The sequence below is a fragment of the Streptomyces sp. NPDC050564 genome, assembly GCF_044457265.1.
Lineage (GTDB): Bacteria > Actinomycetota > Actinomycetes > Streptomycetales > Streptomycetaceae > Streptomyces.
In genome coordinates this window covers 89,607-101,530 of the sequence record NZ_JBITGS010000026.1, presented here as the reverse complement: position 1 = coordinate 101,530, position 11,924 = coordinate 89,607, and the positions used below count along the sequence as shown (strand labels likewise).

Here is an 11,924-nt window from a genome sequence, read left to right as displayed (position 1 = left end):
GTGTCGGTGACGCCTCCGCCGCGCCATGTGAGCCGGGCCACTCACCCGGTGGCATTGCGCCACAGGCTCCAGGCGAGCCCCAGTCCCGCGAGGGCGATCGCGACCCGTAGCGGCGTCTCGGGCAGCCGTCTCACGAGCGCCGGCCCCATCCAGGCGCCCAGGAAGCAGCCGAGGCCGAGCGCGGCGGCCGCGCTCCAGTCGACCGGGGCGAGGAAGGCGTAGGCGAGGGCCGCGGTGACGTTGGCGGCGCCGGTGGCGATGTTCTTGACGGCGTTGGTCACCGGCAGCGGCTCCGTCGCGGAGAGGGAGAGTACGGCCAGCATCAGTACGCCTGCCGCGGCGCCGAAGTATCCGCCGTACAGGCCGACCAGCAGGACCGCGCAGGCGAGGGGAATCCGCGGCACGGAGGCCGGGTCCGGGTTGAACTTCGCGGTCAGGCGCCGCAGGGGTTCGCGCGCCAGGATCAGCACCGAGCCGAGGGCGATGAGCCACGGGACGACCAGTTCGAAGGCCGAGGCCGGTGTCCCGAGCAGCAGGGCCGCGCCGATCGCCCCGCCCAACGCCGCCGTGACCGCGAGGCGGACGAGCCGCCCGCGCTGCCCGCGCAGTTCCGCCCGGGATCCGGCGGCGCTTCCCACGGTGTTGGAGAAGAGGGCCACGGTGTTGGTGACGTTGGCCGCCACCGGCGGAAGGCCGGCAGCGAGCAGCGCGGGGTAGCTGAACAGCGAGGCCAGACCCGCGACCGAGCCGGCGAGCCCGGAGGCGACCCCTGCCGCGAGGAGCAACAGGGCAACACCGAGCCCCGACTGACCGGCGATCAGTTCTTTCACGTGACCCTCTCGCTCCCGCACGACGCCGCCGGGACCCGGAATGCCTCAGCCGACGTTCTACATCATGAATACCATCTGCATGTACAGACGGCCTCATCCCGTGAACGGAGGGGGAGAGATCCCGGGCGGCATGTTGTACGGCGTGACCACCTGGATCGCCGAGGGCAGCGAGAGGCCGTCGTCCGGGAGCGCCTTGTGCGCCCGCATGACGCTCTGGCAGGCGCGGCGTACGTCCTGGCGCAGATCGTGATGGAGGACCGCGGACAGGCGGCGCTCGCGCAGCAGCCGGGTGTTGTCGTGGTCGAGGTCGTGGGCGATGAACACCGCGCACGTGCGGCCGAGGGCGTCGAAGGCGTCGAGGGTGGCGAGGTTGCCCCCTCCCATGGAGTAGACCGCGACCATGCTTTCGTCACGCTCGAGTGCTTCGAGGACGAGGTCGCGCTGGGTGGCGTCCAGACCGTCGCTGTCGGTGACCTCCACCAGGGATCGCTGGGGATGGGCGACGCGCATCGCGCCGCGAAAGCCCATCTCGCGCTCCTCCTCGCCACGGAAGGAGCCCCGGCTGATGGTGGTGAGCACGTTGCCGGGCCGGGAGCCGAGCCACTGCCCGAGGAGGTAGGCGGCGGTCGCCCCGGCCGCGCGGTTGTCGATCCCGACGTATGCCATGCGTGCGCTGCTCGGCAGGTCGGTGACCAGGGTGACGACGGGGATGCCGGCCTCGACCAGCCGGCCGACGGCTGCGCCGACCTCCGGGAGGTCCGGCGCCTTGAGGATCACCCCTTGCGAACCACGCTTGGCGATCTTGTCCAGGGTCGCGACCAGATCGACGGAGGGGCCCGTCTGCCGGAAGTGGAAGCGTGAGCGCACCACGGCGGGACGCAAAGAGGGCAGCTCGGCCTCGAGTGCCTCGCGCACCGCGGCCGAGAACCGTTGTGGCGCCTGCATCACGATGTCGATCATGAAGGTACGCCCACCGAGGCGGACCTGGGTCCGCTGGCGATCCAGGTCCTTGATCGCCTGGCGCACTGGAGATCGCCCGTCAGTCCGGACTGAGTGCGGCCACCGTCGACCGCGTCCTCAACGACCGGGGCGGTGTACGGGAGAGCACGATCAGGGATGTTCGACGCGCACATCGCGGTCAACCTGCGGGCACCGTTCTTCGCGATGCAGGCGACCGTCCGGCACCTGGTGGACCGCGAGGCGCCGGGCACCATCGTCAACATCATCACGTCCTCCGAGCACGGCGGTCAGCCGTTCCTCGCCCCGTACGTCGCCGCCAAAGCCGGACTCGCCGGACTGACCCGCAACGCCGCGCACGCACATCGCTGGGACCGCGTCCGGATCAACGGGCTCAACATCGGCTGGACCGACACCGAGGGCGAGGACGCCACGCAGCGCGCCTTCCACGGCGCGGGCGACGACTGGCGCGAGAAGGCCGCCGCGGCACAGCCCATGGGCAAGCTCGGACAGGTCGACGAGATCGCCGACTTCGTCGTCTTCCTGCTGTCCGACCGCAGCGGAGTGGTGACCGGCTCGGTCATCGACTGGGACCAGACCGTCCTCGGCGGACTCGACTGAGCCCCTCCGTGGGGCTGAAGGAGCAGGATTCACATGCGCATGGGCATCATGGGGCTGGGCCGGATCGGCGCGCTCCACACGGAAACCCTCGCCGGGCTGGACGCGGTGGACTCCCTGGTGGTCACCGACCCGGTGGCCGGGGCCGCCGCCGCGGCCGCCGAGCGGTTCGGAGCCACCGCGGTGGACTCCCCCGAGGCCGTGTTCGCGGCCGGCGTCGACGGCGTCGTGATCGCCGCCGCCACCGACGCGCACCCGGAGCTGATCCTCGCCGCGGTCAAGGCCGGCGTCCCGGTCTTCTGCGAGAAGCCCGTGGCCCGCGGCCTCCCGGAGAGCCTGGAGGTACTGCGCGCCGTTCAGGACAGCGGCGTCGAGGTGCACATCGGCTACAACCGGCGCTTCGACGCGGGGTGTGTCGCCGCACGCGAGGCAGTGGTGAGCGGCGAACTCGGCGCCCTGCACACCGTACGGCCCACCACGCTGGACCCCGCGCCGCCGCCCGAGGCCTATGTGGCGGTGTCCGGCGGCATCTTCCGGGACTGCTAGGTGCACGACTTCGACATCGTTCGCTGGGTCACGGGGCGCGAGGTCGTCGAGGCGTACGCGACCGGCGGCAACCGCGGTGCCGAGTACATCGCGGCCGCGGGCGACGTCGACACCGCGTCCGCGCTCCTCACGCTCGACGACGGCACCATCGCCGTCGTCTCCAACTCCCGTCACAACGCCCGGGGTCACGACGTACGCCTGGAACTGCAGGGCATGCGGGACAGCATCGCCGTCGGCCTGGAGGACCGGCTGCCGCTGCGCTCCGTCGAGCCGGGCGCCACCTTCCCGGCGGGCCCCCCGTACCACTTCTTCATGGACCGCTTCGCCGCCGCCTACCGCGCCGAACTCACCGCGTTCACCGAGGTCGTGGCCGGCACGCGCCCCTCCCCCTGCACGGTGGCGGACGCCGTCGAGGCGAGCCGGATCGCCGAGGCGTGCACGCTGTCGCTGGCCGGGCACCGTCCCGTACGTATGGAGGAGGTACCTGCCGTGTGACGGACGAGCCCTGCGCATCGGCGAACGGGCGCGGACCGGGTCGCCGTCGACCCCATGCACGGCGCCTTCCTCCACCACGAGTCGCACACGATGTTCGAGGGGGGCACGACGAACGCGCCGCCCGGACCGGCCGACGGCGGGTGCGGGACCGGGCGCGGGCCGAAGCGCAGGCGTCCACAGGATGACCGTCCCCCGTCGCGCTGTCAGTGCAGGATGTTGACTGCCCGGGCGACCACCAGGACCACGGTCACCAGGGAGACCGAGGACTGCAGCATCATCAGCATCTTGGCCCAGCGCGACAGCGGCATCACGTCGGTCGGGCTGAAGGCGGTGGAGTTGGTGAACGACAGGTACAGGTAGTCCAGGAACGCCGGCTCCCAGTCCGACGGCGCGGCCTCCGGGCTCTGCATCTGCACGAAGAGGAAGTCGGCGAACTGGTGGTGACCGCGGGCCCGCGCCATCGGGCCGCCGCGGTCCCACTCCCAGTACCACAGGGCGAACACGATGACGTTCGTCAACCAGATGCCCCCGCCGGTCAGCAGCAGCGGCCCGGCGTCCTTCCCCTCGGCGCCGTTCACCAGGCCGGCCACCAGCTGGACCGCCGCCCAGCCGTTGGCCAGGCTGATCACGCAGATCAGGGCCAGGCCCAGCCACCGAAGCCACCGGGTCCGCGGCTCCACCCGCCGGGGGTTGGCCGCGATCAGGCCGGCCAGCAGCACCAACTCCAGGACCGGCAGCACCCAGTACGGCTGGAGGGTGAGCCGGTGCGGCAGCATCAGCTGGAGGCTGACCGCCACCAGGATCACGGCGGTCACCGCCCAACGCGGCTCACCCTGCGTCGCCCGGCGCCACGCGGGGGCCACTTCGCGCTCGCGGCTCTCCAGCAGCCGCTCGATCCTGGCCAGGCGGCTCTCGGCGTCGTCCATACCGTCGGTCATGGCGACGATTGTCCCGGGTCACATGTTGATCATGTGACCGGCCAGCCCGTGGATGGCCTCCTTCACCGCCTCGCCGAGCGTCGGGTGGCCGTGCAGATTGCGCGCGACCTCGTGGACGGTCAGGTCCCACTGCTGAGCGAGGGTCAGCTCCGGCAGGAGCTCGGTGACTTCGGGGCCGATCAGGTGGGCACCGAGGAGCTCGCCGTACCGGGCGTCGCTGAGGATCTTGACGAAGCCCGCGGTGTCGCCCAGACCGTGCGACTTGCCGTTGGCGGTGAACGGGAACTTCGCAACCCGGACGTCGAAGCCCCTATCGCGGGCCTGCGCCTCGGTCCAGCCGAAGCTGGCGATCTGCGGCTGGCAGTAGGTCGCCCGCGGGATCATGATGTAGTCGAGCTCCATGGTCTCCGCGTCGGCGATCGTCTCGGCCGCCACGATGCCCATCGACTCGGCCGCGTGAGCGAGCATCAGCTTCGCCGTCACGTCACCGATGGCGAAGATGTGCGGGACGCTCGTGCGGCAGCGTCCGTCGATGTCGATCGCCCCGCGGTCGGTGAGCTTCACACCGGTGTTCTCCAGGCCGTAGCCCTGCACGCGCGGCTGGAAGCCGATCGCCTGCAGCACCTTGTCCGCCTGCAGTGTCTGCCGCTGGCCGCCCGTGGTCACCATGACCTTGACGGAATCGCCCGAGTCGTTGATCGCCTCGACCCGGGTGGAGGTCAGCACATTGATGCCGAGCCGCTTGTAACGGCGGGTCAGCTCCGCCGAGACCTCCTCGTCCTCCAGCGGGACGATGCGGTCGAGGAACTCGACGAGGGTGACCTCGACGCCGTAGTTGTGCAGTACGTAGGCGAATTCGACGCCGATGGCGCCCGCGCCCGCGATGATGATGCTCTCCGGGAGCGTGTCGGACAGGATCTGCTCCTCGTACGTCACCACGCGCTCGCTGAGCGAGGTGCCGGGCAGCAGCTTCGTGGTGGCGCCGGCGGCGATGATGCAGTGGCCGAAGGTGACGGTTTCCGTGCCGCCGTCGGCGAGGGCAACCTGGAGGGTGTGGTCGTCGCTGAAGGTGCCGTGGCCGGTGTACTGGGTGATCTTGTTCTTCTTCATCAGGTAGTGGACGCCCTTGACGCGTCCGTCCGCCACCTTGCGACTGCGGGTGAAGGCCTCGCCGTAGTCGAAGCTCACCTCGCCGTTCACCCGAATGCCGAAGGTCTTGGCCTCCTGCGTGAAGATGTGGGCCAACTCCGCGTTGCGCAGCAGCGCCTTCGAGGGAATGCACCCCACGTTGAGGCACACTCCGCCCCAGTACTTCTCCTCGACGACGGCCGCGCTGAGGCCGAGCTGGGCGGCCCTGATCGCCGCGACATATCCTCCCGGGCCGGCGCCCAGGACCACTACGTCAAAGTGTGCGCTCATGACGGCCAGCCTAGTACCCCGGCCGAAATCGGCGATCTTGCCGGTCGGCGGTCGCGCCCTCTCCGTCCGCTGCGGGCAGCGGATCCGCAGGACGAGGCGGGGCCGGCGCGGTCGTGGCCCGGCGGCGGGGAGACGCGGTCTCCGCGTCGTCTCCCCGCCGTCTCCTCGGTCGGCCGCGCGTCAGCAGATCCTGGGCAGTTGCTCCCCGATCGGCATGTCGACCACCCGGGTTCCGCCCAGCCCGGTGCGGGCCACCACCATGCCCGGATGGGCCTCGACCGCCTCGCCGATGATCCTGGATTCCCCACCCAGCGGATGCGCCCGCATCGCGTCCAGTACGGCGTCGGCGTGCTCGCGTGGGACGAAGGCCACCAGCTTTCCCTCATTGGCGACGTACATGGGGTCCAGGCCGAGCACGGCGCAGGCGTTGGCGACCGCGGGCGGGACGGGGACGTCGCGCTCCCGGATGACGACCCCTGTGCCGGACGCCGCCGCGATCTCGTTCAGCGCGGCCGCCAGCCCACCCCGCGTGGGATCGCGCAGTACGTGCAGGTCCGGGGTGACAGCGAGCATGGCTTCGACCAGAGTGCCGAGAGCCGCGCAGTCGCTCTCGATCTCCACTCCGAATTCCAGGCCTTCGCGAACGCTCATGATCGCCACGCCGTGCACGCCGATCGCGCCGCTGACGATCACGACATCGCCGGGAACGACCCGCTGCGGACGCAGATCGACACCCGCCGGGATGAGCCCGATGCCGGCCGTGTTGATGAAGATCCCGTCGCCGTGACCGGCCTCCACCACCTTCGTGTCGCCGGTCGCCACCTCGACACCCGCGGACCGGGCCGCCGCGCCGAGTGCCTCGGCCACGCGGGCGACGGTCTCCATCTCGACGCCCTCCTCCAGGATGAAGCCGCAGGAGAGGTAGGCGGCCCTGGCCCCGCTCATGGCGAGATCGTTGACGGTGCCGTTGACGGCAAGGTCACCGATGCTGCCGCCGGGGAAGAACAACGGCCGCACCACGAACGAGTCGGTGGAGAAGGCCATGCGGACACCGCCCAGCGACAGCGCCGCGGCGTCTCCCAGCTGCCCGAGCACCTCTCCGCCGAAGGCGGGCGCGAAGACGTGCTGGACCAGTTCGGCGGAGAGCGCCCCGCCCCCGCCGTGGCCCATGACGACACGGGACTGGTCGCGCAGTGGAGCCGGGCAGGTCCAGGCCGCGGGGTCGAGTACCGGCGTGCGCAGGCCGGTGGTTTGTGTCGTCTCAGACAACGGGGCTCGCCTCCCGGGTCGCGGGGGTGAGGTCCAGTCGCCGGTAGAGGTAGTACGCGGCGCAGGCGCCCTCGCTGGAGACCATGGTGGCTCCGAGCGGGGTGCGAGGTGTGCACAGGGTGCCGAACGCCTCGCACTCGTGCGGCTTGAGCAGCCCCTGCAGGACCTCGCCGCTGCGGCACTCGGCCGGTTCCCGGGTCTGGATGCCGTCGACCGAGAAGCGGTACTCGGCGTCGTAGTCACGGTACTTCGGGGACAGCCGCCAGCCGCTGTCGGGGATCACGCCGATGCCCCGCCAGGACCGGTCGGTGACTTCGAAGACGTCCTCCAGCATGGCCCGCGCGGCCGGGTTCCCTTCCGGGCGGACGGCACGGGGGTAGGCGTTGTCGACGGTGTGTTCGCCGCGCTCCAGTTGCACCACGCTCCGGCGTACGCCTTCGAGGATGTCCAGGGGTTCGAAGCCTGTGACGACGATCGGGACGCGGAAGCGCTCCGCCAGTTCCGGGTACTCCCCCACACCCATCACACTGCACACGTGCCCGGCCGCCAGGAAGCCCTGGACCCGGCAGCTCGGGGACCGCATGATCGCCTCGATGGCGGGTGGTACGCGCACATGGGACACCAGCAGACTGAAGTTCGGGATGCCGAGCCTGCGGGCCTGATACACCGTCATCGCGTTGGGGGGCGCCGTCGTCTCGAAGCCGATGCCGAAGAACACCACGTCCCGGTCCGGGTTCTGCTGTGCGATCCTCAGGGCGTCGAGCGGCGAGTAGACAACCCGTACGTCTCCACCCGCGCCGCGCACCTGGAAGAGGTCCCGTCCCGTGCCGGGCACCCGGAGCATGTCGCCGAAGGAACAGAAGATCACCCCTGGCCGGGAGGCGATCTCCAGCGCCTTGTCGATGACCTCCAGCGGAGTCACGCACACAGGGCAGCCGGGACCGTGAATCAACTCGACCTGGTCCGGCAGGAGTTGGTCAATTCCGTGCCGGATGATGGTATGCGTCTGGCCGCCGCAGACCTCCATCAGCGCCCACGGCCTGGTGACCGTCGAGTGGATGTCGTCGAGCAGCCGGCGCGCCAGGTCCGGGTCCTGGAACTCGTCGATGTACTTCACTTCCGCGCCTCCTCTCCCGCGGTCGGCAGGGCTGCGCCCGCTTCCGCGGCCATCTCCCAGGGGTCGCCGAACTCCTCCTGCAGCATGCCGAGGGTGGCGAAGAGTTCGAGCGTCTGCTTGGCCGACTCCTCGTCCAGGCGCTGCAGGGCGAAGCCGACGTGGACGATGGCGTACTCGCCGACCTGGAGGTCGGGCAGGTACTCCAGGCACACCTCCTTGACCACACCGCCGAAGTCGACGTTGGCCATCCGGGTGCCGTCACGCTCCTCGATGTCGAGCACTCTGCCGGGTACCGCCAGGCACATGGGCCTCTCCTCGCTGTGGGTCGTGCGTCATCGCCCGGCGCCGCCGGGCCGGTTCGTTCAGTCGGTGGCTCGGGGTCGGTCCGCGGCACGCGCGGCGACCACGAGCTGGCCGAGAGCCAGACCGCCGTCGCCCGGCGGGACCAAGTGGTGGCGCAGGACCGTGAAACCGTCCGCGGCCAGCGCCGCCGCGCAGGCCGAGGAGAGCAGGGCGTTGGCGAAGACCCCGCCGGTCAGGGCGACCGTCTCCAGTCCGTGCCGCTCGCGCGCCAGCACGCAGACGCGGTGGACGAGACCGGTGACGGCACGGTGGAAGCGGGCCGCGACCAGGGCCGGCCCCGCGCCCGCGCGCAGATCCTCGACGACGGCCGCCAGCACGGGTCCCGGATCCGCCACGAAGGGTGCCTGATGCGCCGGAACGGGCGCGGTATCCGTCCGTGTCGCGACACCGCCCGCCGGCTGCGGGCCGGTGACCGCCCGGAGCGCGCCGCCGCCCGGCTCGGCTGCGACAGCCGGCCACGGCACGCCGCCTGTCGTGCCGTGCCCGGAAACAGCGCGTCGCGTTTCTCCGCCGAACCCGGAGCCGGTGGACGCGCGCACCGCACGGCCGTCCGGCCCGGCCTCCCGTACCGCGAACGCGTACGCGACGCTGTCCTCGGCGGGCGCCCCGAGCGCGGCGGCCTCCAGTTCGACCGCCGCCTGGGCTTCGTATCCGGCCCGGTGGCAGACGCCCGCGAGGGAGGACACGGCGTCGAAGAGCCGACCCATGCTTGAGGTGGGAACGCAGTTCAGATCACGCTCCAACTGCCGTTCCAGCACGAGGCGTTCATCGGGCGGGCAGGCGGCGACGCAGGCGAGTTCGTCCGACCAGCCGATCCCGGCAGCCCGCAGGTGCGCGAGCGCCATGCGGTACGGCCGCTGCACCGCGGCGTCGCCGCCGGGCAGCGGCACGTAGGCGAGATGCCCGAACCGGGTGAAGCAGTCGTAGTCCGCGAGCAGGATCTCGCCACCCCACACCGCTCCGTCCTCCCCGTAGCCGGTGCCGTCGAAGGCGACACCGATCACCGGCCGACCGCCGTCCATTCCTCGTTCGGCCATCGCGGCGGCGACATGGGCGTGATGGTGCTGGACGCGTACGACGGGTCGGCCCGCCGCGTTCCGGTCGGCCCAGCGTGCCGAGCGGTACCCGGGATGCCGGTCGGCCGCCAGCAGTTCGGGACGTACTGGAGTGATCGATTCCAGTTGCGCCGTGGCGCGCTCGAAGGCCCGCTGGGTGGCGAGGTCGTCCATGTCCCCGATGTGGGCGGAGAGCCAGGCCCGGCGGCCTTCGCCGAGGCAGAACACGTTCTTGAGGTCCCCGCCGACGGCCAGGGCCGGGCGCACGGGCACCGGAAGGGTCAGCGGCAAGGGCGCGTAGCCGCGGGCGCGGCGCACCAGCAGCGGCTCTCCGTCGCACACGCGCACCACGGAGTCGTCGCACGGCACATGGATCGGCCGGTCGTGGGTGAGCCATCCGTCGGCCAGGGGCGCCAGCCGCTCCAGCGCCTCCTCGTCGTCGGTGACGATCGGCTCGCCGGCCACGTTGCCACTGGTCATGATGAGCAGCCGGGGGCCCTCGGGGTCGCCGGACAGGCCGAACAGCAGGTGGTGCAGAGGGGTGTACGGCAGCATGACACCGAGGTCGGGGCTGCCGGGTGCGACCGACTCGGCCGGACGTGGTGCCCCCGGCACGACCCGTTCCTCCATGCGGCGCCGCAGCAGCACGATGGGTCTGGTCGCACCGGCGAGCAGGCTCCGCTCCTCGGGGCCGAGCCGGACGAGGTGTTCGATGTCGTCGAGGCTCCGGGCCATGACGGCGAACGGCTTGTCCCCCCTGGCCTTTCGGCGGCGCAGCAGGGCGACGGCCGCGGGATCGGTCGCATCGCAGGCCAGGTGGTAGCCGCCGAGTCCTTTGACGGCGAGGATCGCGCCGCTCGCCAGGAGTCTGCGTGCCTCGGCGACGGGATCCGCTTGCGAGGACACCTCTGTCGGTGGCCCGCCGAGGCCCGCTCGAGGGACGAGCAGGCGAAGCCGCGGGCCGCAGGCCGGGCAGGCGAGGGGTTGCGCGTGAAACCGCCGGTCGGCCGGATCGGCGTACTCGCGGGCGCAGTCGGGGCACATCGGGAAGCCGGCCATGGTGGTGTCGGCCCGGTCGTAGGGCAGGCCGGTCACGATCGTGAACCGGGGGCCGCAGTGCGTGCAGTTGATGAAAGGGTGGCGATGGCGCCGGTCGGCGGGATCGGCGAGTTCGCGCAGGCACTCGGCGCAGGTCGCGGTGTCCGGGGGGATCAGCGTCCCGGCCGGTCCGTCCGTGCGGGAGGCGAGGATGGTGAACGCGGCCTCCCCGGTGGCGGGCACCTCCTGGTGGTCGACGGAGTCCACCCGGGCCAGCGGCGGTGCGTGCGGGGCGATCCGGTCGCAGAACAGGGCCACCGCCGCGGGGGTTCCCTCGACTTCCGCGATGACGCCCTCGGGGGTGTTGGTCACATGCCCGGACAGCTTCAAGCCGGTGGCGAGGGTGTAGACGTACGGCCGGAAGCCGACACCCTGCACCACGCCCCGCACGATGACCCGACGGCGCAGCGGCGCCTCAGCGGCGACCGCGGTCGAGGACTGCGGAGCGCTCACGAGCGGGACTGCGCCATGGCGCCGGTGCCGTGCGGGTGTTCATGGGTGTGATGGTGGGCGTGCGCGGAGACGTCGGGCCGACGCGCCATGACGGGAGCGTGCAGGGGGGATCCGTTCGCGGCCGCCGTCGCCCGGTCGAGCAGGGCACCGACGCCCCGGTCCCGGCGGGCCGAGGTGAGCAGCACCTCCACTCCCGGGTTGACCCGCTCGACGTTCGCGCGGAACGCCCCCTCGTCGAACTCGACGGCCTCGGCGATGTCGGTCTTGGTGACCACCACCAGGTGGGCGAGGCCAAAGGCGGTGGGGTACTTCAGCGGCTTGTCCTCGCCCTCCGTGACGGAGGCGAGCACGACTCTCAGGGTCTCCCCGAGGTCGTAGGAGGCCGGGCAGACGAGGTTGCCGACGTTCTCCACGAACAGCAACCGGGTGCCGTCGGGCAGCCAGCCCTCCAGGTGGCGGCCGAGCATCCCGGCCTCCAGGTGGCACAGCCCGTCCGTGAGGACCTGCTTGACCGGGACGCCCGAGCGCGCCAGGCGCTCCGCGTCGTTCTCGGTGGCGAGGTCGGCGGTGAGTGCCGCAACCGGCACGAACCGCTCCCGGGCCAGCACCAACTCCCGTTCCAGCAGGGCGGTCTTGCCGCTGCCGGGGCTGGACAGCAGATTGACGACCGTGGTGCCGCGGGCCGCGAGGCCGGCGCGCAGAGTGTGCGCGGTCGCGTCGTTCTTGGCCAGGACGGCCTGCTGCAGGTCAACCACACGGCACATGG

At 71.5% G+C, this 11,924-nt stretch carries 9 protein-coding genes and 3 pseudogenes; 3 read left to right on the top strand and 9 right to left on the bottom strand.

The genetic code is table 11. The features are described from left to right. Positions 1–41: 41 nt before the first annotated feature. Together ACIBK0_RS34515 and ACIBK0_RS34510 are read right to left on the bottom strand one after the other, a co-directional pair. Positions 42–830, bottom strand: coding sequence for a sulfite exporter TauE/SafE family protein (locus ACIBK0_RS34515; RefSeq protein ID WP_399088541.1), 789 nt, complete (start codon positions 828–830; stop codon positions 42–44). 93 nt (positions 831–923) lie between these two features. Continuing rightward, positions 924–1,856 (bottom strand): substrate-binding domain-containing protein, encoded by a 933-nt coding sequence (locus ACIBK0_RS34510; protein WP_399088539.1) that lies wholly within the window; start codon positions 1,854–1,856, stop codon positions 924–926. Here ACIBK0_RS34510 and ACIBK0_RS34505 point away from each other — a divergent pair. From ACIBK0_RS34505 to ACIBK0_RS34495, 3 pseudogenes are all read left to right on the top strand, one after another. Then, a pseudogene (locus ACIBK0_RS34505) lies at positions 1,856–1,960 on the top strand (LacI family DNA-binding transcriptional regulator); the annotation flags it as partial. The gene ACIBK0_RS34510 and the pseudogene ACIBK0_RS34505 sit on opposite strands and share 1 nt — an antisense overlap. Next, a pseudogene (locus ACIBK0_RS34500) lies at positions 1,947–2,408 on the top strand (oxidoreductase); the annotation flags it as partial. The pseudogenes ACIBK0_RS34505 and ACIBK0_RS34500, both read left to right, overlap by 14 nt. Before the next feature lie 33 nt (positions 2,409–2,441). Then, a pseudogene (locus ACIBK0_RS34495) lies at positions 2,442–3,446 on the top strand (Gfo/Idh/MocA family oxidoreductase). A 203-nt stretch (positions 3,447–3,649) separates the two neighbouring features. On the opposite strand, the gene ACIBK0_RS34490 reads toward ACIBK0_RS34495, so the two are convergent. From ACIBK0_RS34490 to hypB, 7 genes are all read right to left on the bottom strand, one after another. Next, positions 3,650–4,384 carry a hypothetical protein gene (locus ACIBK0_RS34490; RefSeq protein ID WP_399088537.1) on the bottom strand — a complete coding sequence of 245 codons (735 nt, stop codon included), beginning with the start codon at positions 4,382–4,384 and terminating at the stop codon, positions 3,650–3,652. A gap of 18 nt (positions 4,385–4,402) precedes the next feature. After that, positions 4,403–5,803 carry a dihydrolipoyl dehydrogenase gene (lpdA, locus tag ACIBK0_RS34485; RefSeq protein ID WP_399088535.1) on the bottom strand — a complete coding sequence of 467 codons (1,401 nt, stop codon included), beginning with the start codon at positions 5,801–5,803 and terminating at the stop codon, positions 4,403–4,405. Positions 5,804–5,983: 180 nt separating this feature from the next. After that, on the bottom strand, positions 5,984–7,072 hold the full coding sequence (gene hypE / locus ACIBK0_RS34480; protein WP_399088533.1) for a hydrogenase expression/formation protein HypE: 1,089 nt from the start codon (positions 7,070–7,072) through the stop codon (positions 5,984–5,986). Continuing rightward, complete coding sequence (gene hypD, locus ACIBK0_RS34475) at positions 7,065–8,189, bottom strand: hydrogenase formation protein HypD (RefSeq protein WP_399088531.1); 1,125 nt, start codon at positions 8,187–8,189, stop codon at positions 7,065–7,067. Before hypD ends, hypE begins: the two co-directional genes overlap by 8 nt. After that, positions 8,186–8,494, bottom strand: coding sequence for a HypC/HybG/HupF family hydrogenase formation chaperone (locus tag ACIBK0_RS34470; protein ID WP_399088529.1), 309 nt, complete (start codon positions 8,492–8,494; stop codon positions 8,186–8,188). The genes hypD and ACIBK0_RS34470 overlap by 4 nt, the downstream gene beginning before the upstream one ends. 57 nt (positions 8,495–8,551) lie before the next feature. Then, positions 8,552–11,158, bottom strand: a complete 2,607-nt coding sequence (hypF, locus tag ACIBK0_RS34465; RefSeq protein ID WP_399088527.1) for a carbamoyltransferase HypF — start codon at positions 11,156–11,158, stop codon at positions 8,552–8,554. Further along, positions 11,155–11,922 carry a hydrogenase nickel incorporation protein HypB gene (gene hypB, locus ACIBK0_RS34460; protein WP_399088525.1) on the bottom strand — a complete coding sequence of 256 codons (768 nt, stop codon included), beginning with the start codon at positions 11,920–11,922 and terminating at the stop codon, positions 11,155–11,157. The genes hypF and hypB overlap by 4 nt, the downstream gene beginning before the upstream one ends. Positions 11,923–11,924 lie beyond the last annotated feature (2 nt).